We start from the raw sequence: 24,664 nt of genomic DNA on the forward strand, positions 1-24,664 counted from the left end.
CACGACCAAATCGAGCGTATCTGCCTTCCTGATATTCCAGGCGGCCGTGGAAACTACATACCCGCATCGTTAGGATCGGGCGCTTGCGGGGTTACCATGTCTCGTAACGGACATGAGCCGAACAGATCCGCGTCGCACCAAAGGACGACATCGCCCATAAGATTACACCTTGCAGCACCCTGCTGATCGCCGCTGCCGGCCCCGCTACCGCGCAGGCTCCCGACCACACGGACAGGGGTGTTCGGGCTATAGCGGTCAGGTTTCAGCATGCGATCCGCCACCGGGCCAAGGCGGAGTTCCTGTCACTCTTTCTCAATCTGGCTGCCACCAACTGGCAGGAGGTCATGAATGTGAGGGCCGTGGCGACAGACGCCTCAAGCAAGGGCGTCAAGGCGGCCTATTTCCCCGGAAACAATCCGGTCGCGTTCATCGACAGCATCGTTGCCCGAAAGGGGAACGCCGACGAGAATTTCAGCAACATCCGTATCGCAGGCGATGGTGGATCGGCTGCGATGTCGTTCGACTATGCGTTCAAGATCGACGACGTGGTCCCGAACTCTGGCATGGAACATTGGCTTCTTGTAAACACGAACAATGGATGGCGGATCGTATCGGTGGCTTGGTCGGTGAAATGACGATGGTCGGACAATGAATCGCCGCGATCTGATGCTGTCGATTGGCGCGAGCCTGGCCTTGGGAGGTCGCGCTGACGCGGGGACGTCCATGCGCGATCCGACCGCCCGTCTCCGGGCAATCGAGCGGGCGTCGGGCGGCAGGCTAGGCGCGTTCGTTCTCGACACCGGTAGCGGACGCAGCTTCGGATGGCGCGCCGACGAGCGCTTCTGTCACTGCTCGACGTTCAAATTGTCATTGGCCGCCATGGCGCTCCGGGAAGCCGATGCCGGCCGCCTCGACCTGATGGAGACGCTCGCCTTCAGCCGAGCCGACATCGTCGCCTACTCCCCGATCGTCGAGGAAAATCTGGATAAGGGCAAGCTGCCGATCCTGGCGCTGGCGCAAGCCGTGCAGATCACGAGCGACAATGCCGCTGCGAACGTGCTCATGCACCGCCTGGGAGGGCCCGCCGCGCTCACGCGGTTCTGGCGCGAAATCGGGGACGCCGTGAGCCGGCTCGACGGCTACGAACCCGCCATCAACGTGATCCCGCCCGGCACGCAGGAGAACAGCACCACACCAAGAGCGATGGCCGAAACGGTGCGGCGGATCGTCCTTGGCGACGTGCTACGCCCAGCCAGCCGCGATCGGCTGCGCAGCTGGATGGCGGCGACGCAGAGCGGATCGAAGCGCATACGGGCGGGCCTTCCTGCTGATTGGCATGGATTCGACAAGACCGGCACGGGCATGCGTCCCGGCATCGGCAACAAGACCAACGACCTGGCGGTTCTCATGCCGCCAAAAGGTCGCAGCCCCCTGGTCGTGACAGGGTATTTCGAAAACCCGTCCTTCTCCGAGGATGTGCGGCCGGCGGACGAGGCGGTCCTGAAGATGCTTGGCAGATTGGCCGTGGCATGGAACGGGTAGGCTCATTCCCCAAATAGCATTCCAACGGGAAAGGCGTCGCCGCCATGGCGGAATGGCGAGCCGCTTCCGCTTGGATCCGCGAGTCCGATCAACTGGAACCAACATTAGGCCAAGGGATCGGCGATGATCGCGTCTTCCATATCGGTGCAGTGATGCGGAGCTGATGGGGTCAGCCACGGTTGGCCGCACCCTGCTACGACCGGTAGCGACACCTGCTGACACCGCAAACGCCTGGATCGCCTGCCAACCTCCCGCAGGGAAACCAGGACATGGCGCTACCATTTCAAGACGTTCGCGTTCGTCCTTTTATGCCGACGACCCCAGATAATCCTTATGGATCACCCTCGGCTGGCGGCGAAACGCTCGGACACCGTCTTCCAATCGACCACCTGCCACCAGCCATCGAGATATTCGGCCCGGCGGTTGCGATGCTTCAGATAATAGGCGTGTTCCCAGAGGTCGTTGCCGAGCAGCGGCGTGCCGGGCACCTCGGCCACGTTCATCAGCGGATTGTCCTGGTTGGGCGTCGAGGTGATCGCCAGCTTGCCGTCCTTCCCCACGATCAGCCACACCCAGCCCGAGCCGAACCGCCCCGTGCCGGCCGCGCCAAACGCCGCCTTCATCTTCTCCATCGATCCGAACGCGGTCTCGATCGCGCGGGCCAGTTCAGGTGACGGTTGGCCACCGGTGCCGGGGCGGGTCATCGTCTTCCAGAAAAAGCCATGGTTCCAGTGGCCGCCGGCATTGTTCCGGACCGCCGCCGGCACCGATCCGGCCTGTGCCAGCAAGTCCTCCAGCGAACGGGCCGCCAGTGCCGGATTGGCCGCAACCGCCTTGTTGAGAGCATCGACATAGGCCTGATGATGCCTGTCATGGTGCAGCGTCATGGTTTCCGCATCGATCACCGGCTCCAGCGCGGTCGCCGGATAGGGCAGCGGCGCCAGCGTAAAGGGGGCGGTCACCGCCCGCTCCTGCGCGGCGGCGGGCATGGCGATGACGGCGAGGCAGGCGAGCCAGTATTTCATCGAGATCGTCTCCGCTTTAGAGTCCTTTGCTCGGTCCTGGCCCGATCGGCGCCGAGCGTCATTCCGCGGCCTGCAACTGGCGCTCACCCCATGCGGGGAACGGATCGCGCAGCCCCGTCCACAATGCCGGGGTGAACGCAGCCGTAGGCACCAGACAGGCATCAAGCCCCTGCCGGATGCGCGCTTCGTCCATGCCGATACCGATGAACACCAGTTCCTGGCGCCGGTCGCCCCAGACGGGGTCCCAGTGCCGCGCGACGAATTCCTCGAATTGTCCGTCGTCGGGCCATTGGCTCTTCGGGACCGACGCCCACCAGCGGCCCATGCGCGACGTCATCGTCTGGCTTCCCGCCACCGCCAGTTCGCCGACCCAGTCGGGCCGTGTCGCCAGCCAGAAATGGCCCTTGGCCCGCACCACATGGTCGAGCCCGCCCGTCGTCAGAAAGGCGTGGAACTTCGCCGGATCAAAGGGCGCGCGGGCGCGATAGACGAAGCTCTCGATGCCATATTCCTCCGTCTCGGGCTGGTGGTGCGCATAGCCATAGAGTTCCTTGGCCCAGAGCGGGTGACGCGCCGCCTTCTCCTCATCGAACAGGCCGGTGGCGAGCACGAGGTCGAGATCGACGCGGGCCTGATCGGCCGCCACGATGACCGCATCGGCATTGAGGCTGGCGACCAGCTTCTTCACCACGGCGAGTTGTTCGGGCGACACGGACGACGCCTTGTTGACGACCACCACATCGGCGAATTCGATCTGTTCGACCAGCAGGCCGACCAAGCTGCGTGTATCGTCCTCACCCAGCGTCTCGCCGCGATCGGCGAGGAAATCCTGGCTGGAATAATCGGCAAGCAGATTGATCGCGTCGACCACGGTCACCATCGTATCGAGCCGCGCCGCATCGCCCAGCGACACGCCATCCTCGTCACGGAAGGAAAAGGTGGTGGCGACCGGCAGCGGTTCGGAAATGCCGGTCGACTCGATCACCAGATAGTCGAACCGCCCGGCCTCAGCCAGCGCGCGAACCTCGGCCAGCAGATCGTCGCGCAGCGTGCAGCAGATGCAGCCATTGGTCATCTCGACCAGCGCTTCCTCGGAGCGCGACAGTGCCGCCTCGCCGCCGCGCACCAGGTCGGCGTCGATATTCACTTCCGACATGTCGTTGACGATCACCGCCACCCGTCGCCCTTCACGATTGGCGAGGATGTGGTTGAGCAGCGTCGTCTTTCCTGCGCCAAGGAAACCGGAAAGGACCGTGACCGGCAGGCGGCGATCGGATTGGAGAAGGGTTGCCATAGCGATCATCCAATGAGATACGTTACAACATTACATATACGGAGAAGTGAAACGATGTCCAGTGGCCTTCAGATGACGGCTTTGGTCCTGTGCCCTGATATCCCCTGCTCACTGAGGCCCATATTCTCGACCTGCCCCGCCTATCTGTCGGGCGACGACGCATGAGCGGCACCCAGGCGGCGATGGCTGCGCGCATCCCCGTGTCGGTGCTGACCGGTTTCCTCGGCAGCGGCAAGACGACCGTTCTCAATCATCTGGTCCGATCACCGGACATGGCGCGGGCGCTGGTCATCATCAACGAGTTCGGCGCGATCGGGCTGGATCATGACCTAGTCGCACGATCGAACGAGGATCTGTTGGTCGAAATGATGGGCGGATGTCTGTGTTGCACCATTCGTGGCGACCTGGCGCGCACGCTGCGCGACGCGCCATGGCGGTTCGCGCGCGATGGGGAATGCTGGTTCGATCGGGTGGTGATCGAAACCACCGGACTGGCCGATCCGGCACCGATCCTCCACACGCTGATGACCGATCCGCAACTGGCGCGCCTCTACCGGCTGGACGCCGTCATCGCGACCGTGGACGCCGCGGCGGGCATGGCGACGCTGGACGCTCAGCCGGAGGCGGTGAAGCAGGCGGCGGTCGCCGACCGGTTGCTGCTGACCAAGACCGATCTCGCCGAGGAAGCGACGCAAGCCGCGATACGCACCCGGCTCGCCGCGCTCAATCCGGGCGCGCCGATCGTTCCGGTCTCGAACGGGGTGGTCGATCCCGCACTCTTGTTCGATGTCGGGCTGTGGGATCCCGCCAGCAAGAGCGACGACGTCAACCGCTGGCTGGCGGATGAGGCCTATCATGCCGGTCATCATCATCACCATCACCACGATGTGAACCGGCACGACAAGGACATTCAGGCAACCTGCCTGACGTTCGACACGCCGCTGGATCCGGTCGCCTTCGACCGCTGGCTGGGGCTGCTCACCATGTTCAAGGGTGCCGATCTGCTGAGGGTGAAGGGCATCATCAACATCGCCGGGCATGACGCGCCCGTGGTCGTTCACGGCGTGCAACACGTCTTCCACCCGCCGATCGAACTGGAGCGATGGCCGTCGCAAGATCGGCGTACGCGAATGATATTCATCACCCGTGGCATCGATCCCGAGGAACTGCGCGGCACGCTGGCGCTGATGACGATGGGGTTGAACGAGGTGGAGCTTCAAGGCCTGGTGGAAAGCGTGGCCGCCACCATGCCGGCCTGATACGCCATCGCTGCCACCAGAACGGGCCCGCAGCTCGAGGATGGTCGAGCGTGGCGTGGAGAGTGATTCGCAATGAGCGTTTATATGATCGAATCGCATGCGTGCCGGGCGGCCCATGCACGCACTGGCTTTATAACAGGGATGACATGGGGGTATTTGAGGCCATTCGGATACCGGCCCCATAATTTTTCTTCGCGCCGATCAGGATCGGCAGGGCGAGCCACATTTGCCCTTCCCGATCAGTATCTTGTCGCCAAACGTAGTCACCGAATTTACTGATCAAAACCAGTTTTTTAGTGAAAACGTCACGGAAAAAGAACTCTATATTAAATTTATGTCATTCATGCGTCCCCTTAAGGCTCAAGCGAACCTTGCCGATCTTGTACGGCGGCATCGTCCAGTGATGTGATCATCCCACTGATTTCACATCATTTTTAACTGTGTGCGCCACATTTTGTGAACAGGGGATAGAGATATGCGTGCCACCATAAAAATGAAGCTGGTCACGACATTTGCGATTGTACTTACGATGCTGGCGATCATCGTGGGGTTCAGCGTCAATCGCCTGTCCACGTTGAACGATGCGATGAGCAACATGGTCGATGACCCGGCCGCATCACTCGATCGCATTCAGCAATTCAACGATGCCATCACATCCTCGGTCGTCGCGCAGAAGAACCTGACGATGAGCGACGATCCGAATTTCATGTCCGATCAGCTCGCCGAACTGCGGCGGCAACGCGCCCGTGCGGATCGGCTGATTACCGAGGCTTCGCGCGTGAATGATGAGACGGATCGCGAAATGTATGCCGAGGCGCTGCGCGGATGGACCGATTATAAGTCGATCGCCAACAAGGCGGTCGAACTGGCACTGGAAAATCGTAACGCCGAGGCCTCGGTCATCTCGCTGGGAACCGCCAACAAGGCCGCCGTCAAGGTCGGCGATATGGTCGACGAGATCGTCAAGCGGCAGCGAAACGAGTTGAAGGTCGCGAACGAGGCCGGCGATACTCTTTATGCCCAATCGCGCCTCATGCTGTTCATCGTGGCCGGGGCGGCCTTCCTGCTCGCCATGGCTGGCGCCCTATGGATCAGCCGCATCGTCTCGCAGGGTCTGAACCGCATCTCCGTCGCGCTGGGTGCGGTGGCGATCGGCGATCTGGACCAGCGGGTCGAGGTGAGCAGCAATGACGAGATTCGCGATCTGGTGGTGGTCGTCAATCACATGACGGACAATCTGCGGACCTCGGCCACGCTGGCCGATCGGATCGCGCAGGGCGATCTGACCGCCGAACATGCCCCGCTGTCCGACAAGGACAAGCTGGGCCATGCGCTGGTCTCGATGGTGGATCGCCTGCGCATCGTCGTCGGCGAAGCGACCGAAGCGGCCTCCGGTGTCGCGGCGGGCAGCCAGCAGCTGTCGTCCTCATCCGAGCAGGTCAGCCAGGGCGCGACCGAGCAGGCCGCCGCTGCTGAGGAGGCCTCGGCTTCGATGGAGCAGATGGCCGCCAACATCAAACAGAATGCCGACAACGCCACCCAGACCGAGAAGATCGCCCGCCAGTCGTCGCAGGACGCCGAGCAGAGCGGTGCCGCCGTGCAGAAGGCCGTCGTCGCGATGCGTACCATCGCCGAGAAGATCGGCATCGTGCAGGAAATCGCGCGCCAGACCGATCTCCTCGCGCTGAACGCGGCGGTCGAGGCGGCCCGGGCCGGCGAACATGGTCGCGGCTTCGCGGTCGTCGCCGCCGAGGTCCGCAAGCTGGCCGAGCGTAGCCAGACGGCGGCCGCCGAGATCAGCGGCATGTCCTCGGACACCGTCACCGCCGCCACCCAGGCGGGCGAGATGCTGACCAAGCTGGTGCCCGACATCCGCCGCACCGCCGAACTGGTCGCCGAGATCAGCGCCGCCTGCCGCGAACAGGATATCGGCGCCGTCCAGATCAACGAGGCAATCCAGCAGCTCGATCAGGTGACGCAGCAAAATGCCAGCGCCTCCGAAGAGATGTCGGCAACCTCTGAACAGTTGGCGGACAAGGCGAACGAGCTCCAGTCCAGCATCGCCTATTTCCGGATCGATGCGGCCACGCAAAAGGCCATCGCGCATCGGGCGACCAACCGCCCCGCCGTCCGCAAACCGTCCACCTCCACCGTCCTGCGATCGGCCAAACCAGCGACCCCGTCGCGCGGTTTCGGGCTCGACCTGACGATGGGCGGCCCGGACGATGACGACCGCGCATTCGGGCGTGCGGCATGAGCGGGGAAACCGAAGTGGTCGTCTTCGGGATCGACGACACGCTGTTCGCCCTGCCCGTAACCGTGGTTCGCGAAATTCTGGATCGGCGTCCGGTATTTCGCGTCCCCTCCGCGCCAGACTGGCTGGTCGGCTTGATCGACCTGCGCGGACAGTCGGTGGCGTTGATCGACCTTCGCTCTTTTTCCAGCTCGAAGGCGACGGAGATCGGACCTGACGCACGCATCCTGATCGTCGAAACCGGGAAGGACGGATCGGACGTGAACGACCCTTGCCTGGGCCTGCTGGTCGATCAGGTCCTCGACGTCACCCGCCTGATGCGTGAGGATGTGGAGAATGTACCCGCCATCGTGCCGCAGCATGGCCCGTGGCGCCTGTCCGGCGTCCTGCGCCGCGACGAGCAGTTCGTCGGACTGCTCGACATGAAGGCGATTTCGGCATTGGCCGACGACGCGCTCTACGCCTGTGAGGCGGTTGCGGCGTAAAAATGGCGGGCGGGGGCCATCGCTCCCGCCCGCCGATCCTTTCCCGGGTGGCGGGGCTTGGCGCGGTCACCCGCCGGCCCACCGCCCTCGTACAATTCCCAATGCAAGGCCTGCTCCAGGGCACCTAAGCTCTTCGCACCATCCCAACGTGCTGGAGGGCGGACAATGAAGAACATTCTCCTGTTTGTGCACGACGATAGCGGTCAGGAGGCGCGGTTCCAAGTCGCGCTGGACCTGACCCGCGCGCTCGGCGGGCATCTCCTGTGTCTGGACATCACCTATGTGCCCCCGCTGGTCGGCAGCGGCTATTATGACGATGGCTATGTCATGGCGAACCTCTTGGTGGAGGAGTCCGAACGCGAGGGCGCGAACAAGCATCGCTTGCAGGAGCGCCTGAAGCTGGAGGATGTGAGCTGGGAATGGAAGGACGTCAGCGGCGATCCCGCGACCGCGCTGCGCCAGGCCGTCGGCTTTCCCGACCTGATCGTGGTCAGCCGTCACCTCAAGGACGAAGCCCTGATGGACATGCGGCGCATTGCCGCGGAATTGATCGTCCGGTCGGCCAAGCCGGTGCTGGCCGTTCCCGCCTTCTTCAAGGCGTTCCGGCGTGACCATGCGCTGGTGGCGTGGGACGGCTCGCCCGCCGCGATGGCGGCGCTGCGGGCGGCGGTGCCGCTTCTGCAACTGACGGCCGACACCACGATCCTGCAGATCGAAGACGATTCGATCGCGATGCCGGCCGAAGAGGCGGCGGCCTATCTCTCCCGCCACGGCATCCATGCCCGGATCGACCATGTCGCCCCCGGGCGGGCGGCGACCTCCGATATCCTGCTCGAGGAAGTCCGGGCCAGAAGGGTCGATTATGTCGTGATGGGCGGCTTCGGCCATGCACGTCTGATCGAGACGATCCTAGGCGGGGCCTCCCGGCTGATGCTGACCGAAAGCCCGGTGCCGGTCCTGTTCGTCCATTGAACCATGAGGAGCAGGGGGATGCCCCCTGCTCTGCCCCCTAACGGATCATCGGGTGCCGGTGGCCCGCCCGTGCCCGGGTACACCCTGCCCCGATCAGAGATCGCGACGCACGACACATTCCGCGCCATCGCTGGAGACGGTTTCGAACCCCATCTCATGCTCCAGCGACAGGGCCGCGCGATTGTCTGCGCTTTCCAGCGACTCGATCGCCTCGATACCCTCGGCGCGGGCATAAGCGATGACATGCTGCATCAGCGTCCAGCTCACGCCGCGTCCCTTGAACGCCTGATCGACCGCCAACGCGACCTCGGCCCGCTCATGGTCGGGGTCAGTGACGAGCATCGCGCTGGCGACGAGCAGGTCGTCGGCAAAGGCCAGGAAATGCATGGCCCGGCGATAATCGATCTGGGTCATCGCCACGAGCCGATCGCGCCCCACTTCGCGCAGCCCGGCCAGGAAACGATGATGCAGATCCTCCGACGATACGCGGTGGAAGAATTCGGCCAGAAGCGCCTCGTCATCGGGCCTCACCGGGCGGACATGGAGCATCACCCCGCTCCGTGTGGTCAGGTCGGCAATCCATTCCGCCGGGGCGGGGCGGATCGCCATCCGGCTTGTGGTGGCGCGTGAGGCTATGCGTATCTTCACGCCCAGCGCGGTCACCCGGTTGCGGCCGACCAGCAGCGGATCGATATCCAGCTCCATGATGTCGGGCAGGTCCGCGACCATCGCCGACACCGCTTCCAACACGCGCACCACCCCGTCGCGGTCGGCGGCCGGCACATCATAATCACCCACCAGCAGCCTCGCGATGCGGGTCCGCGCGATCATGGCGCGGGCAAGGTCGTCGTCCAGCGGCGGCAGTTCGACCGCACGATCGTCGAGGTGCCGTCCGGCCTTGCCGCCCGCCCCGATGCTCAGCACCGGCCCGAAGATGGGATCGTCCGCGACACCGACCCGGAGTTCGATGCCCTCCGGTTCATCGACCATGGGCTGAACCTCGAACCCGATGATCCGAACCCAGGGATGATAGGTGGTGACATGATGCTCCACCTGCCTGGCGGCCGCCATAGCCGCCGCCGTATCGGGCAGGTTCAGGACGACCCCGCCGACATCCGACCCGTGGCGCAGATCGGGCGAGTCGATCCTGATCGCATAGGGGGCCGCCACCTCGTCACACGCCTGCGCGACGCAGGCGACCGTCCGCGCCAGGCGCCCGGGTACCATCGGCACCCCGTAGGCGGCGAGGATCGCCCGCGCCTCGGTCGCGAACAGCCATTCGCGGCCGTCGAGCCGAGCGCCGGTGATCACCGCCTGGGCACGCTCGCGATCATGGTCGGACATATGGGAGCGCGACGGCTGCTTCAGCGCCGCCGCGCGGCCGGCCGCGGCCCGGTGGAGGTGGCCGAAACCCCGCACACCGCCCTCGATCGTCTCGAAAAGGGCAAGGCCGGCGGCATCGAACGACGCCCTCGCCGCCCCGGCATCGCTCGGCCCCAGCCAGCATCCGATCACCGGCTTGTCGGAACCGGCGGCGGCGCGGATCACCGCCTCCGCCATCGCCTCGCTTGTCTCCAGGCCGGTGGGGCAATGGACGACCAGGACCGCATCGACCTCAGGATCGGCGAGCACCGCCGCCGTCGCCATCTCGACCCGGTCGCCCCTGGCATCGCCCAGTACATCGACGGGATTGCCTTGCGACCAGCCAGACGGGAGCCCCTGGTCCAGCCGCTTAATCGTATCGGCCGCCAGAGACGCCAATCGCGCGCCCACCATGTCCAGCGCATCGGCCGTCAGGACCCCGGCCCCGCCGCCATTGGTCACCACCGCGACGCGGCTCCCCGAACATGGCCGATAGCGCGACAGCACCTGTGCCGCGTCGAACAGGTCGGCCATCATGTCCACCATGACGATCCCACCCCGCCGAAAGGCGGCGGCATAGGCATCATAATCGCCATGCATCGCGCTGCGATGGCGTGGGTCGGTGCGGTGCGAGGCCCAGGTCCGGCCCGCCTTGATCGCGATCACCGGCTTGATCAATGTCGCCGCCCGCGCGGCCGACAGGAAGCGCGCCGCGTCGCCGATCTCCTCGACATAGAGCAGGATCGCATCGGTATGAGGATCGGCCGTGTAGAGATCGATCAGGTCGGCGAAATCGACGTCGATCATATCGCCCAGCGCCACCACGCCGGAAAAGCCCACGCCTCGCGCGTCCGCCCAGTCGAGCATCGCCGTGACCAGCGCCCCGCTCTGCGACAGGAAGGCCAGCCGTCCGGGTCGGGCCGCCCGCGCGGCGAAGGATGCGTTGAGACGGACGGACGGCACGAGCAGCCCGACGCTGTCGGGGCCCAGCAACCGCATGCCATGCGCCTCGGCGATGCCGCGCAGTGCGCCGCGTGCGCCCCTGTCACCCAGGCCATCGGCCAGGATCACACCCGTTCGCGTACCCCGCCGCCCCAGGGCTTCGACGATCTCGGCGAGCTTGGGCGATGGGCAGCAGATGACGGCGATATCCGGCGCACTCGGCAAATCGGCGATATGGCTGACCCAGGTCACGCCCGGTCGTTCGACGGGTTCGGGATGGACCGCGAAGATCGGGCCGCCGAATCCGCCCGCGATGACGTTCCTCAACACGGTATCGCCGATCGAACCCGGGCGTGTCGACGCACCGACAATGGCGATACTGGCAGGGGACAGCAGTGAGGCAAGCGGAGGACGGCTCATGATCGACTCCCATCGGTGGGGCGCGCCATCGGCGTGCCGGGGACGATCCAGCGGATGCGCCAGCTCCGGCCCGGCCGCCTATCCGTAATGTCCCCGATCCAACGCCATCCCTAAGCATCATTACGAATGGCCCGCACCCGGACGACGGGGTCAAGCTGCGCTCTGCTTTCAAGCCGGAGTGAGCGACATGATCGACTGGTTTCGTCAAAGGGCCCGCCAGGAGCGGGCGATGGTCATACAGGCGCCAGGCCATGAAGCGCGCCATGCGCATCGTGAGCTTTACATCAGCCTGTTACGGCAATGCCGCGCTCAGCCCGACCGGTCTGACAGCCTGTGTGCGACGTGCGATCTCCGCGCCCCTTGCTGGACATTGCTGGCGTTGCCGCTGCGTGGCGAGGCGGCCTGAGACCCCGCATCACCATGTTCTTTCGATTCCCGGATCGCGGAGGCCGATCCGGATTCGGCAGCGGATAGCAGGGAGACAGGGTCATGGTCCGCACGGTCGTCGCCATCGCCCAGTTCTTCGTCATCCTGGGCCGCCAAGCGGTCATCGTCGCAGGGTTCTTTGTCCTGGCGACGGTGACGGTCATTGCCATGGTCGCCCTGGCGGTCGAGATGATCGCTCACCTGGCCTGTTCGCACTGGCTTGGGCCGATTTCGCGGAAACCACCGGGCGGCGTGCCGCGTCGATGACCGAGGAAAGCCGGCGCGTCCCCGAACGCGCCGGCCAGTGTCACGGCTTATGCGGTGGCCATCGCCGGCGCAGTGCCGCTCAGCGGAGCCGGCGCCGCAGCAAGGTCCAGCACCACACGCCCCTCGATCGCACCGCGCCGCATCCGGTCGAAGACATCGTTGATGCTCTCGAGCGGCTCCATCTGGAAGGTCGCCCGCACACGGCCATGGGCGGCGAAGTCCAGTGCCTCCTGCAGGTCAAGCCGGGTGCCGACGATCGATCCGCGCACCGTCACGCCGTTCAGCACGGTGTCGAAGATGGACAGCGGGAAATCGCCGGGGGGCAGGCCGTTGAGCACCACGGTCCCGCCACGCCGCGCCATCCGCATCGCCTGGGCAAAGGCCGTCGTCGATACGGCGGTGACGAGGACGCCGTGCGCCCCGCCGATCGCCGCGCGGATGAAGGCGACGGGATCGGTGGTCCGCGCATTGACCGTCAGCGCGGCGCCAAGCTGGCTCGCCAGCCGCAGCTTGGCATCGTCCACGTCGACCGCGACGACATGCAGCCCCATCGCCACAGCATATTGAACAGCCATATGGCCCAGCCCACCAATGCCGGAGATGGCGACCCAGTCGCCCGGCTTGGTATCCGTGACCTTCAGCCCCTTATAGACCGTGACACCCGCGCACAGCACCGGCGACACCTCGGCAAAGCCCAGCCCGTCGGGTATGTGCCCGACATAATTGGGGTCGGCGATCACATAGTCGGCGAAGCTGCCATTGACCGAATAGCCCGTATTCTGCTGGCTTTCGCATAGCGTCTCCCACCCGCCGAGGCAGTGCGAACAATGCCCGCAGGCGGAATAGAGCCAGGGAACGCCGACCCGGTCTCCTTCCCGCACGAAGGTGACGCCCGTCCCCACGGCGGCGACGGTCCCAACGCCTTCATGCCCCGGAATAAACGGCGGCTTGGGCTTGACCGGCCAGTCGCCTTGAGCGGCATGAAGATCGGTGTGACACACGCCGCAGGCGGCAACCTTGACCAGTATCTGACCAGGCCCCGGTCGCGGCACCGGCATCTCCTCTATCACCAATGGTTCGCCAAATGCGCGGACCACCGCGGCCTTCATCGTCTTGTCCATGACCTCATCCCTCGAAAAGAGCCTGGTGCTCGATCATCGCCACGAGGATGCATGGGCCGGTCCCGAGGTACCCCCGAAGACCGCTTCAAAACCGACGGAAGCGGCGACTGCGCAGAGACGGTCGCTTGATCCGGGGCGCCATGCCGCTCGCGGTCCCGGACTTATGGAAGGTCGATCATGGCCTCACCATCCGTAGACTCCCGGATGGCCGCCCCATCCGGAAGATTACGAATACGCGGGAATGCAGGGCCCGGGCATTCAGCGGCCGATGACACGGCGGATCGGCCGGGTCGTATCCGCAGGAGGCTGCATGACGCTGCTCATCGCGATACCGAGGGAAACCGAACCCGGCGAATGTCGGGTCGCCATGACCCCCGCCACGCTCGTACGCGTGCTGAAACTCGGCACCAGCGTCGTTATCGAAACCGGTGCCGGCCAGGCGGCCGGGTTCACCGACGAAAGCTTCGCAGGCGCGATGATCGCGCGATCCGCGGCCGAAGCCGTCGCGGCGGCGGATATCGTCCTCACGGTTCGCCCGCCCACGCCGCGCCTGATCGCGTCGATGAAAGCGGGTGCGGTGCTTCTGGGCTTTGTCGAAGCGGCGGATCATGCCGATCTGGTCACCGCCTTGCGCGATCGCCGCGTCACCGCGCTGGCCATGGAAAAGGTCCCCCGGATCAGCCGGGCACAGGCAATGGACGCGCTGTCCAGCCAGGCCGCCCTCGCCGGCTATTACGCGCCGCTGCTGGGGGCCGTGCACCTGCCCCGCATCCTGCCGATGATGACGACGGCGGTCGGATCGCTGCGCGCCGCCCGCGTGCTGGTCATGGGCCTGGGCGTCGCGGGACTGCAGGCGCTAGCGACCGCGCATCGGCTGGGGGCGGTGACCAGCGGCTATGACGTGCGCCCCGAAACCGCCGAGCAGGCCCGCTCGCTGGGTGCCAAGTTCGTCGAGACCGGTGTCGATGCGCGCGGCGAGGGCGGCTATGCCCGCCCGCTGACGGAGGAGGAACAGGCGACCGTCCGCGACGTGCTGACCCGGCATATCGCCGAGGCCGATCTGATCGTCACCACCGCCTCGATCCCGGGCCGCAAGGCGCCCCGGCTGATCGACCGGTCGCAGGTCATGGGCATGAAGCCGGGATCGGTGATCGTCGATCTGGCGGGGGATGGCGGCGGCAATGTCGAAGGCACCTTGCCCGGCGAGACGGTGATCGTCGGCCCCGCGATGATCCTGGCGCCCAGCAACGTGCCCAGCCGCCTCGCCGAGCATGCCAGCGAACTCTATGCACGCAACCTGCTGGCGATGCTGGGCGTGTTGATAGACCAGGGCGCCATCCGGATGGACCCGGCGGACGAGATCGTCGCCGCCATGCGCGTCGCCACCGAAGGCGTGAACAACCACGCCCCGGCGTCGCCCCTCATCGCGTTCAAAGGAGGCAAGGCATGAACGGGATCGTCGCCCTCTATGTCTTCATGCTCGCGGGCTTCACCGGCTATGAGGTGATCCGGCGCGTGCCATCCATCCTGCACACGCCGCTGATGTCGGGATCGAATTTCGTCCATGGCATCGTCGTCGTCGGCGCGCTCGACGCGCTGTTCGGCGCGACCTCCACGACCGGGCGGGTGCTGGGTTTCCTGGGCGTGCTGCTCGGCGCGGCCAACGCCGCCGGCGGCTATGCCGTGACCGAGCGGATGCTCGCCATGTTCCGCACCAGCGCCAAGGAGGCGAAGTGATGGCAACGGTCGTTCCGCTGCTCGTCGGGCTGTGCGGCTTCGTCGCCGCGCTGCTCTTCATCCTCGGGCTGAAGCGCATGTCTTCGCCCGCCTCGGCCCTGTCGGGCATCATGATGGCGGGGATCGGCATGATCGCCGCGATCGCATCGAGCGTGATCATGCTGGCCGACCTGCCCGGCCCGGCCCGCGCCGCATGGCCGCTCAATGGCGGGCTCGCGCTGCTCGCGCTGGTCCTGGGGGGCGGCTGGGCCTGGTGGCGCGGGCGGCGTGTCGCGATGACCGCCATGCCACAGATGGTGGCGCTCTATAACGGCATGGGCGGCGGTGCGGCCGCAGCGGTGGCGGCCGTGGCGCTGACCGACGCCGTCCGGCCGATCGGCGTCAATCTGGCGGCGACGCTGGCCGGTGCGCTGATCGGCGCGGTGTCGCTCTCCGGCTCGGTGATCGCTTGGGCCAAGCTCGACGGACGCATGGGAAGCGCATGGCGTTTTCCGGCGCAGCGGCTGCTCAATGGCATCGTCATTCTCGCCGCGCTCGCGCTGGGTGCGCTGGTCGCGACCTGCCCAACGCCGGAGCCATGGCTGATCGGCGGATTCTTCGCCATGGCGCTGCTGTTCGGCATCGCCATGACCCTGCCGATCGGCGGCGCCGACATGCCGGTGGTCATCTCGCTCTACAATGCCTTTACCGGGCTGGCGGTCGGGCTGGAGGGCTATGCGCTGGGCAACCCCGCGCTGATGATCGCGGGCATGGTTGTGGGCTCGGCCGGCACGCTGCTGACGCTGCTGATGGCCAAGGCGATGAACCGCAGCCTGACCAATGTGCTGTTCAGCGACTTCGGTGAAACCGGGGCGAGCACCACCGGCGCCGGTGCGACGAAGCCTGCCAAAACGGCCGAGGCGAGCGATGCCGCGCTGACCATGCGCTATTCGGGGAGCGTGGTGATCGTCCCCGGCTATGGCCTGGCGGTAGCCCAGGCGCAGCAGAAGCTCTATGAACTGGTCAAGCTGCTCCAGGCGGCGAGCGTGGACGTGAAGTTCGCCATCCACCCGGTCGCCGGCCGGATGCCGGGCCATATGAACGTGCTGCTCGCCGAAGCGGGCGTCCCCTATGACCTGATCTTCGACATGGACGAGATCAACGACGATTTCGGGGCGGTCGATGTCGCGCTGGTCATCGGTGCCAATGACGTGGTCAACCCGGCCGCGCGCACCGACAAGGCCTCGCCCATCTATGGCATGCCGATCCTGAACGTCGATCGCGCGCATCAGGTCTATGTCATCAAGCGCGGCCAGGGCAAAGGCTATGCCGGTGTCGATAACCTGCTGTTCGGGCTCGACAATTGCGCGATGGTCTACGGCGATGCCCAGGCGGTGCTGGCCGCCATGGTGCAGGCGCTGAAGGACAGCGGCTGACCCTTCCCCTCTCCCTCCCCCTGGCGGCGCCCGCCGTTCGACGGAGCCGCCTTTTTTCTTCCATGAAAGAAAGGTGTTGTTCCCATGGCCTATGCGACGACCAATCCCTTTACCGGGGAGATTGTGGCGACCTTCCCCTTCGCCACCGATGCCGAAGTCGATGCCGCGATCGACGCCGCCCACGCCGCCTTCGAGCAATGGCGCGAGACCGGCTTCGCCGAGCGGGCAACGGTCATGCATCGCGCCGCCACCATCCTGCGCCGTGATGTCGAGACCTATGCCCATGTCCTGACGCTGGAGATGGGCAAGCTGATCGGCGAGGCCCGGGCCGAGGTCGAATTGTCGGCGGCGATCTTCGACTATTATGCCAGCAACGCCGCCGCGCTGCTCGCCGCCGAGCCGCTCCCCGTCGCGGATCCGACCGAGGGCGAAGCCGTGCTGGTCTGCGAACCACTGGGCGTCCTGCTGGCGATCGAGCCGTGGAACTTTCCCTATTACCAGATCGCCCGGATCATCGCGCCGCAGCTCTCGGCGGGCAATACGATGCTGCTCAAGCACGCCTCCAACGTGCCGCAGAGTGCCGCACGGTTCGAGGCGCTGATGCGTGAGGCGGGACTGCCCGAGGGCGGGTTCACCAACCTCTATGCCACGCGCGACCAGATCACCCGGATCCTCAACGATCCCCGCGTGCATGGCGTGGCGCTGACCGGATCGGAAGCGGCGGGTGCCGAGGTCGCCCAGATCGCCGGTGCCGCGCTCAAGAAATCGACGATGGAGCTGGGCGGCGCGGACGCCTTCGTCGTGCTGGCGGACGCCGATATGGACAAGACCGTTCAATGGGCGGTGTTCGGCCGGCACTGGAATGGCGGACAGGTCTGCGTCTCCTCCAAGCGGATGATCGTGGTGGACGAGGTCTATGACAGGTTCCTCGCCAGCTACACCAAGGGGGTCGCAGCGCTTCAAATGGGCGACCCGCTCGACCCCGCCACCACGCTCGCGCCTCTGTCGTCGCAAAAGGCCGCCGATGACTTGCGCGCGATGATCGAACAGGCGGTCGAGCATGGCGCGACCGCGACCCCGGTCGGTCCCGACATTCCCAACCAAGGCGCCTTCGTCCAGCCGACGATCCTGACCGATGTCGGCGAGGACAATCCGGCCCGCTATTGGGAATTTTTCGGCCCCGTCTCGATGCTGTTCCGCGCGCGTGACGAGGCGGATGCGATCCGCATCGCCAATGATTCGCCCTATGGCCTGGGCGGGTCAGTCTTCACCGCCGACACGAAGCGCGGCGCGGACGTGGCGCGCAGGATTTCGACCGGCATGATCTTCGTCAACCATCCGACGATGGTGAAGGCGGACCTGCCCTTCGGCGGCGTCCGCCGCTCCGGCTATGGCCGCGAACTGCTGGGGCTCGGCATCAAGGAGTTCGTCAACCACAAGCTGATCAACGTGGTGGATATCGATGCGCCATTTTGATGGGCCGACCGCTACTCGACGGCGATGATAGGCCACTTACCGACGCCGTGACGACAGCCCGTCATGGCGGGCATGGTGAAGCTGTTCCGTGTTTCGGCAGGACGCCCGGGATTGCTTCGCCACGCTCGCCATGACGGATTTACGCTAAATTGCTCATCCATCCGGCCATCACATCAGGAACGCCCTGTCCCTCATCCCCTGGCCGGAAGAGGAGGCAGGGATGCCGCGACTTTCGCGATTTCGGCGCGCAGCGTCGCCAAATGCCGGAGATTGTCGTCGCGGCCGACCGCCTCGATCAGCGGATTGTGATCCTCCGCGCGTTCGCCCTGCCCGTCGAGCACCGCGAACCAACTGGCGTCGCGGAACAGCTCGTCGCTGGACAGGACGATGCGCCCCGAATGGCGGAAATGCGCGATCCGCTCCGCAAGGCTATCTGGGATCGTCATCGCCTGCCGCTCGCGCCACATCGGTTCGTCGCGGCCCGCCGTCGCATGATAATGCAGGATCAGGAAGTCGCGCACATCGTGCATTTCCTGTCCGAACACCCGGTTGAACTGCCGCGCCAGCAGGGGCGAGCAATCGGCGGCCGGGAAGAGCGACAACAGCTTGGCGATGCCGCTCTGGATCAGATGGATGCTGGTCGATTCCAGCGGCTCCAGGAAACCGCTCGACAGGCCGATCGCCACCACATTGGCGCGCCATGCCTCGCGCCGCATGCCGGGCGTGAAGCGGATCAGCCGTGGATCGGCGAGCGGCGGCCCGTCCATGCCCGCCAATAGCGAGGCGCGCGCGGCGTCTTCGTCCTGAAAGCGGCTGGCGAAGACATAGCCATTGCCTACCCGGTGCTGCAGCGGGATGCGCCAGCGCCATCCGGCCTCGGCCGCCGTCGCCCGGGTGAAGGGCGTCAGACTGGTCTCGGCTGCGCTCGGCGCCGCCCAGGCCCGGTCGCAGGGCAGCCAATGCGACCAGTCGTCATAGCCAACGCCCAGCGTTTCGCCGATCAACAGCGCGCGCAGTCCGGAGCAGTCGATGAACAGATCGCCCGCGACCGTCCGTCCATCCTCCAGCGTCAGCGATGCTATGAAGCCGCTCTCGCCTTCCTGGCCGACCGACGCGACGATCCCCTCGATCCGCGTCACGCCCGAACGCTCCGCCAGGCCGCGCAGGTAACGCGCGTAAAGCCCCGCATCGAAATGATAGGCATAGCCCAGCGTCGACAGCAGCGACCGGCGGTCCGCCACCGGCCGCGCGAAGCGACCTGCCTTCGCCGCCTGCGCCGTCAGCGAATAGGCCTCGGTCGGCGCCGCGTCGCCATCGGCACGCCCCCGGATCAGCCGGTGCAGGAACATCGCGCCATCGCCGGGCGGCCCGAACGTGCCGAAAGGATGGAAATACCGGCTGCCCGCCCCGTTCCAGCCGACGAACTCGATGCCCAGCTTCACCGTCGCCTTGGTCTCGGCCATGAACTGCCGCTCGTCCAGACCGATGATCTGGTTGAACCAGTGGATGGTGGGAATGGTCGCCTCGCCCACCCCGATCGTGCCGATCGCGTCAGATTCGATCAGGGTGATGGTAACGCCTTGCCCGGCCACTGCGCGTGACAGGGCGGCGGCGGTCATCCAGCCCGCCGTTCCCCCGCCCAGGATCACGATCCGGCGAATGCGATTGTCCGTCATGCCGGCCAGCCTATCCGATCACCCCTGCCCGAGCGAGCGTCATCCGGCGGAGCACGCGACCCCGTTCCCGGCCGGGCGACGCAGCGCCAGATAGACGGTGCTCCAGAGCTGGGCCGCGTTGGACTCGTCGACGTCCGCGCCGGCCGCGCCAAAGGGCAGGACCTGGTATCGACCATCGGCATAGCGCCAGGACCACAGTTCCGAACTCTGCACGGCGCGCGTCGCCTCGATCCCGTCCCACAGGCAGGATTGCGCGCGGGCGAGCGCGGTACGGACATTGGCGGGCAGGTCACGCCGTTCCAACTGCCGCGCCAGACCGGCGGCGACCAGCGCCTGCTGCCAGCTCCACACCACCGTGCCGTGATAGGCGTTGGGCGAGAATTTGCGCTGGATCGCCTCGTCGGCAAAGGCCGGGTTGGCCACCAGCATCCCCGCCCCCGTGCGCAGCCCGGCCGGAAAGGCGTCGGTAAAGCTGCTCGCCATCACCCGCAAAGCCGCCGCCGACGGCTGGGCGAAGAGCAGCGCGAAGCCCGGATCGCTGTTCTGCACCGGGATCGGCCGCCCTTGCGCGTCCAATGCGATGGCCGGGAAACGGACTGCCTCACGCCCGATCGCCGCCAGCGCCGGCGCGTCCGGCACGCCGATGGTTCGGGCATAGCGGCGGATCGACTGCCGCGCCGCTTCCGGAGATAGCGTCACGTCGAACAGCGGCGGCGCCTTGGCCCGCCAGACATCGGCGATGGCCCGCGCCTGGGCGAAGTCCTTCGCATCGCCGGCTGCCAGATAGGGATGCAGCAGCCCGCTCGCCTGCAAGGCCGCCGTCGAATCCAGCGCGGCGGGGACCAACACGGCATTGACGTCATAGGGGATACGGCCACCCGCCAGTCCGTCGTTGCTGTCCCGCCATTCGCCGGCATCCATGCCGGGCTTGAGCGCGACCAGGTGCGCAGGCACGGGCTCGCGCGCGAAGGGCGTCGCCTGTCGCAGCACGAAGCGCAGGTTGCGGACCATCCGCGCGCCCAGCGTCTCGCCGTCCACCCGCTGCGCCAGAAACGCCGCCGCCCGGGCCCGTCCGCGCGGGTCATCGAGCAACCATGCCCGCGCGACGGGGGCCAGCATATAGTCGCTGTCGACCATGTTGTAGTTGTACACCGGCGCATCCGACGAGGTACCGTCCGCCTTGCGATGGTCGAGGATGGCGAACTCGCCGATATCCTCCTCATGCGCGACCTCACCCCGTGCAGAGAGGCGCGCGAGCACCGAGGACAGTCCCGTCTCCACCGCCGCCGGTTGCAGCGCGGGCATCAGCAGCCGCACCGACATCAGCGTGTCGCGCCCGAAATAGGTGTCGAACCGCCACGATCCCGCCAGAAACTTCTCGGCATAGCTGAGGAAAGTCAGGGCATTGCGAGCGCCCATATCCGCCTGCGCCTTGCCGTTGAGCAGTTGGGCACCACCGCGCGGAGTCAGCGGCGTCTCACCGGTCAGCGCGGTCACGGCGAAGCGGATCGTCCCGTCCTTCCCCGCCAGGATCGCGCCGTCCGCGATACGGCCATTCGTGACGGTCATCGCCAGGTCATAGCCCGGCGCGCCATCCAGCCGGTCGCGCGACCAGCGAAGCGCGGATGCCGTGATCCGGGGCGGGGTCAGCACCTCGGCGGGGGCGGTGCCCAGCGCCTGATAGTCGCGAATGACGCGGATGCTCGACAGCACGGCCTGACGCGGCACCAGGCGAGGCGCAGCGATGGTCACGGCGAAGCGGACACCGTGGAGCGGCCGCCCCTTGGCGTCGCGCTCCGTCACCGGCTGCGGCGCGCCCTCCAGCCGCCATTCGGCGTCCCTGGCCAGCGGCTCGAACCAGAGCGCGGTGCCGCTATTGCCTGCCGGGAAAGCAACCAGCAGGCGTGGCTGCTTTCCCGAGCGCAGCACGACATGCGCCGCGACCGGACCGGCGCGCGTGAAGCTGTTGATGTTCAGCCCCTCGCTCACCGTGTAACGCTCGACCGGATCGGCCCCGCGCCCGGTGCCGGTCAGGGCCAGCACCGCCGCCAGCCCCAAGGACAGCCGGATCGCCGCCCGGCGCTTCACAGCTTCAAGGTCGCGCTGAACAGCGCATTGCGGCCGACGATCGCGCGGCCATAGAAATAGCCGTCGACGATGGTCTGGGTCTGCCCCTGACGCGGATTGCCCTCGGTAAAGCCCTTCACATTGGTCAGATTGTCGACGCTGACCGACAGGTTCAGGCGCGGCGTGGCGTCGATGCTCGCGCCGATCGAGAACACGCCGTAATCGGGCAGCGCGATGCCGTTGCCGCTGTCGGCGAAGATCTTGCCGATATATTTGTACCGGCCGTAAATCTCGCCCAGCCCACCGGGCAGGATGAAGGACGGGGTGACAGTCAACAGCTTCTTGGGCGTCCGCTCGGGCGTATTGCCGTCATATTGCGGCTGGGCGACGCCGTTGAAGCGCAGGTTGCTCAGCTTGGGGTCCTGATAGACGCCCTGCACGTTCAGGCTGAAATACTCGACGGGGCGCAGCGTGGCGTCGACCTGGACGCCGTTGGTGACGTTGTCGGCCAGCGCATTGCTCGCCACCGCCGGGTTGGCAGGGTCGATGAACTGGTAATTCTGATTGCGGAATTCGGTCCGGAAACCGATGATCGAGGCGTTGAATCCGGTCGCCTTGAACCGCACGCCGCCTTCATACAGGGTCAGCCCGGTCGGCGCATGGGTGCCGCCCGTATCGCCGCCATTGGTCTGGAAACCGTGCGCGCCGCGCACATAGAGCGCGACATGGTTAGTCAGCTCGTAGTTGATGCCCGCCGTATAAGCCCAGTCGGAATAATTGGCGGTCTGGCGTGTATAGGTGCCTCTGAACGTGCTGCCGACATTGTCGTACAGGCCCGGCGTGCCAGCGGGCACCGCAGCGTTGACCGCAGCCGTATCGCCGATGTCGACACGAACATGCTGATGCTCGTAACGCGCGCCGAAATCGATGTGCAGCTTGTCGCCGATGGTCAGTTCGTCGTTGAAATAGGCCGAGAGCGAGGTGACCTCGTCGTTGAACAGGCCCTGGCCCCAATTGCCGTAATTGACCATGCCGTTGTTGGTCAACGAGCCCAGCACGCCGCCCGCCGCGTTCAGCGCGACCATGTCATAGACGTTGGAGTCGTTGCGGACATCGTTCAGCACCGTCGCAACCGCCGACTGGTTGTTGCGGCGACGGACATTGTACACCATGCCGCCAACGGTCAGCGAATTGTCGATATTGCTGCCCCCGGCATCCCATTTCACGCCGAAGTCGCTGCCAAAATCCTTGGTCGCCAGCGTCTGGTGGTTGAGCACCGTCTGTTGCAACAGGCCGTTGCCGTTGAGGCCATTGAGCGCGGCGGTATTGGACGCGGCGATCACCTGGCCCGTGCGGATATTGCGCAGACCATATTGCGCGACGCCGGGGAAGCGCAGTGCGGCAACCTGGAAATAGGTCAGCGGCGAACCCTGAAGCGGGGTCAGCCCGGCGAGCGGCGAGGACGCAGGCGTCAGATAGTTGAGCGCCGAGGTCAGGCCCGCCGTTCCCGATCCGCTGCCCGGAAAGATGCCATTGAAGTCATAGGACCCGTCCAGATAACGCGCCCGACCGAACAGGCGGACGCTGGGGCTGACCGGCACTTCGACATCGATGCGATAGGTCGTCGCCTTCACATGGACGCCGTCCGCCGAGCTGAACCGGCGCAGGCTCTCGCCGGTGGCGGGCGCATTGGGCACCAGAAACTGCGTGAAGCCGCGACCGCCGACATCGTCACGCTTCAGGTCCAGGCCCGGCACGCTGGTGATGTCGCCGCTGGCCGACACGCGAAACGGCATGTCCGCATAATAGGGGAAATGCTTGTCGCCATGTTTGACGGTGAAGCGCACCAGCCCGCCATTGGAGAATTTCTTCTCCAACATCGCCTTCACGTCATAGGCGTTGAAGGTGAACGGCGTGCGCCGCACCCCCTTTTGCGAGGTGACATAGCCGCCGACGTTGAACGCCCAGCCATCGGCGATCGGCGCGGAGAAATAGCCATCGGCGCGCAGATCGCCATAGGTGGTGCCGGTGTAGCGGACCATCGCGGTCGCCCGGTCGTGATTGGGCTTCAGCGAGATGAAGTTGATCGTCGCGCCCGCGCCATTGGGGGCCAGCACGCCCGACGTGCCGCCCTCGACCGCTTCGAGGCGGTTGATGGTGATGTCGTTCTGAAAATAGAAATCGGCGCCCGCCCCGCCATAGAGGATCGGCATCCCGTCCTCTTCCAGCGTGATGAAGGTCTGGCCACCGCCGCGCAGGCCGCGTACCGAATAATTGTTGGAGATCGGCCCCGCCGTCCCCTCGACGAAGACGCCGGGCACCAGCTCCAGCGTCTCGGCCGTCGACCTCGGCGCCTTGCGCTGCAGATCGGCCGCGCTCGCCAGGGTGACGTTGGACGAGGAGTTGAACAGCGTGCGCCGGTCCGATGTATTGCCGGTGACGATGATCTCACTCTGCGTGCCGTCATCGCTCTGCGCGGTTTCGGTCGGCGACGTCGTGGACTGGGCTCCGCCTGTCGCCGCGCCCATATCCTGCGGCAAGGTATAGCCGACCGTGCGAACCCCACCGGGGCCGCCCGCGCCAATCACTGCCGTGCGACCGTCGAACGAGATCAGCCGAAGGCGGCTGGGCCCGATCAGCCGCCGCAGCCCTTCCTCGATGCTGAGCTGTCCCTTCACGGCCGAGACGGTCTGGCCGCGCGTCACGTCGCTGGGCGCCAGAACCTGAATCCCCGCCTGCTGGGCGAAGCGGACGAGGCCGGTCGCGGCCGCCTGGCGCGGCACGTTGAAGTTGCGGACGGTCGACTGGGCGGCGACGGCGGGCGACGCGATGACTGCGGCGATCGCCACCATCGACACGCTGAGAATATGGCTGTTGCGCAAGGCACCCCTCCCTTGAATTTTTGACGCGCTTCATACGGCGCT

General features: G+C 66.0%; 19 protein-coding genes. 12 read left to right on the forward strand and 7 right to left on the reverse strand.

Features of this window, described 5'->3' with window-relative positions:
• Positions 1 to 359 precede the first annotated feature (359 nt).
• On the forward strand, positions 360 to 635 hold the full coding sequence (locus SP6_RS10560; RefSeq protein WP_007405006.1) for a hypothetical protein: 276 nt from the start codon (positions 360 to 362) through the stop codon (positions 633 to 635).
• Positions 636 to 648: 13 nt separating this feature from the next.
• Positions 649 to 1,542, forward strand: a complete 894-nt coding sequence (bla, locus tag SP6_RS10565) for a class A beta-lactamase (protein WP_007404909.1) — start codon at positions 649 to 651, stop codon at positions 1,540 to 1,542.
• Between the two features lie 338 nt (positions 1,543 to 1,880).
• Here bla and SP6_RS10570 read toward each other — a convergent pair whose 3' ends face one another.
• On the reverse strand, positions 1,881 to 2,567 hold the full coding sequence (locus SP6_RS10570) for a superoxide dismutase (RefSeq protein ID WP_007404994.1): 687 nt from the start codon (positions 2,565 to 2,567) through the stop codon (positions 1,881 to 1,883).
• Positions 2,568 to 2,625: 58 nt separating this feature from the next.
• Complete coding sequence (locus tag SP6_RS10575) at positions 2,626 to 3,861, reverse strand: GTP-binding protein (RefSeq protein ID WP_007404927.1); 1,236 nt, start codon at positions 3,859 to 3,861, stop codon at positions 2,626 to 2,628.
• 161 nt (positions 3,862 to 4,022) lie between these two features.
• Between SP6_RS10575 and SP6_RS10580 the strand changes: the two genes are divergently transcribed.
• The 4 genes from SP6_RS10580 (at position 4,023) to SP6_RS10595 (ending at position 8,831) form a co-directional block, all read left to right on the forward strand.
• Positions 4,023 to 5,120: a CobW family GTP-binding protein gene (locus SP6_RS10580; protein ID WP_007404889.1), complete on the forward strand. Its 1,098-nt coding sequence runs from the start codon at positions 4,023 to 4,025 to the stop codon at positions 5,118 to 5,120.
• 475 nt (positions 5,121 to 5,595) lie between these two features.
• Positions 5,596 to 7,377 carry a methyl-accepting chemotaxis protein gene (locus SP6_RS10585; protein WP_007404922.1) on the forward strand — a complete coding sequence of 594 codons (1,782 nt, stop codon included), beginning with the start codon at positions 5,596 to 5,598 and terminating at the stop codon, positions 7,375 to 7,377.
• On the forward strand, positions 7,374 to 7,859 hold the full coding sequence (locus SP6_RS10590) for a chemotaxis protein CheW (RefSeq protein WP_007405014.1): 486 nt from the start codon (positions 7,374 to 7,376) through the stop codon (positions 7,857 to 7,859). The genes SP6_RS10585 and SP6_RS10590 overlap by 4 nt, the downstream gene beginning before the upstream one ends.
• A gap of 165 nt (positions 7,860 to 8,024) precedes the next feature.
• Positions 8,025 to 8,831 carry a universal stress protein gene (locus SP6_RS10595; RefSeq protein WP_007404897.1) on the forward strand — a complete coding sequence of 269 codons (807 nt, stop codon included), beginning with the start codon at positions 8,025 to 8,027 and terminating at the stop codon, positions 8,829 to 8,831.
• Positions 8,832 to 8,924: 93 nt separating this feature from the next.
• Here the strand turns inward: SP6_RS10595 and SP6_RS10600 are convergent, their stop codons facing one another.
• Positions 8,925 to 11,555 (reverse strand): bifunctional acetate--CoA ligase family protein/GNAT family N-acetyltransferase, encoded by a 2,631-nt coding sequence (locus tag SP6_RS10600; RefSeq protein ID WP_007404890.1) that lies wholly within the window; start codon positions 11,553 to 11,555, stop codon positions 8,925 to 8,927.
• 187 nt (positions 11,556 to 11,742) lie between these two features.
• Here SP6_RS10600 and SP6_RS21380 point away from each other — a divergent pair, with 187 nt between their 5' ends.
• Together SP6_RS21380 and SP6_RS10605 are read left to right on the forward strand one after the other, a co-directional pair.
• The gene (locus SP6_RS21380) at positions 11,743 to 11,961 is read left to right on the forward strand and encodes a hypothetical protein (protein WP_126053237.1); all 219 of its coding nucleotides are present in this window, start codon (positions 11,743 to 11,745) and stop codon (positions 11,959 to 11,961) included.
• An 83-nt stretch (positions 11,962 to 12,044) separates the two neighbouring features.
• A complete protein-coding gene (locus SP6_RS10605; RefSeq protein ID WP_007404944.1) occupies positions 12,045 to 12,248 on the forward strand; it encodes a hypothetical protein in 204 nt (67 codons plus the stop codon).
• A gap of 47 nt (positions 12,249 to 12,295) precedes the next feature.
• Here the strand turns inward: SP6_RS10605 and adhP are convergent, their stop codons facing one another.
• Positions 12,296 to 13,369: an alcohol dehydrogenase AdhP gene (adhP, locus tag SP6_RS10610; protein WP_007404872.1), complete on the reverse strand. Its 1,074-nt coding sequence runs from the start codon at positions 13,367 to 13,369 to the stop codon at positions 12,296 to 12,298.
• Between the two features lie 310 nt (positions 13,370 to 13,679).
• On the opposite strand from adhP, the gene SP6_RS10615 reads away from it, so the two are divergent.
• From SP6_RS10615 to SP6_RS10630, 4 genes are all read left to right on the forward strand, one after another.
• Positions 13,680 to 14,819 (forward strand): NAD(P) transhydrogenase subunit alpha, encoded by a 1,140-nt coding sequence (locus tag SP6_RS10615; RefSeq protein ID WP_007405017.1) that lies wholly within the window; start codon positions 13,680 to 13,682, stop codon positions 14,817 to 14,819.
• Positions 14,816 to 15,106, forward strand: coding sequence for an NAD(P) transhydrogenase subunit alpha part 2 (locus tag SP6_RS10620; protein WP_007405004.1), 291 nt, complete (start codon positions 14,816 to 14,818; stop codon positions 15,104 to 15,106). The genes SP6_RS10615 and SP6_RS10620 overlap by 4 nt, the downstream gene beginning before the upstream one ends.
• Positions 15,106 to 16,521: an NAD(P)(+) transhydrogenase (Re/Si-specific) subunit beta gene (locus SP6_RS10625; protein WP_007404942.1), complete on the forward strand. Its 1,416-nt coding sequence runs from the start codon at positions 15,106 to 15,108 to the stop codon at positions 16,519 to 16,521. Before SP6_RS10620 ends, SP6_RS10625 begins: the two co-directional genes overlap by 1 nt.
• 84 nt (positions 16,522 to 16,605) lie before the next feature.
• Positions 16,606 to 17,997, forward strand: coding sequence for an NAD-dependent succinate-semialdehyde dehydrogenase (locus SP6_RS10630; RefSeq protein ID WP_007404988.1), 1,392 nt, complete (start codon positions 16,606 to 16,608; stop codon positions 17,995 to 17,997).
• A 191-nt stretch (positions 17,998 to 18,188) separates the two neighbouring features.
• On the opposite strand, the gene SP6_RS10635 is transcribed toward SP6_RS10630, so the two are convergent.
• Genes SP6_RS10635 through SP6_RS10645 form a run of 3 tightly spaced genes read right to left on the reverse strand, consistent with a single transcriptional unit; the run spans position 18,189 to position 24,622 of the window.
• Complete coding sequence (locus SP6_RS10635; protein WP_007404945.1) at positions 18,189 to 19,673, reverse strand: tryptophan halogenase family protein; 1,485 nt, start codon at positions 19,671 to 19,673, stop codon at positions 18,189 to 18,191.
• 39 nt (positions 19,674 to 19,712) lie between these two features.
• A complete protein-coding gene (locus SP6_RS10640; RefSeq protein WP_007404916.1) occupies positions 19,713 to 21,761 on the reverse strand; it encodes a glucosidase family protein in 2,049 nt (682 codons plus the stop codon).
• The gene (locus SP6_RS10645) at positions 21,758 to 24,622 is read right to left on the reverse strand and encodes a TonB-dependent siderophore receptor (RefSeq protein ID WP_007404965.1); all 2,865 of its coding nucleotides are present in this window, start codon (positions 24,620 to 24,622) and stop codon (positions 21,758 to 21,760) included. Before SP6_RS10645 ends, SP6_RS10640 begins: the two co-directional genes overlap by 4 nt.
• Between the last annotated feature and the right edge of the window lie 42 nt (positions 24,623 to 24,664).

Origin of the sequence: Sphingomonas paucimobilis NBRC 13935, assembly GCF_000739895.2 — a bacterium.
GTDB classification, from domain to species: Bacteria; Pseudomonadota; Alphaproteobacteria; order Sphingomonadales; family Sphingomonadaceae; genus Sphingomonas; species Sphingomonas paucimobilis.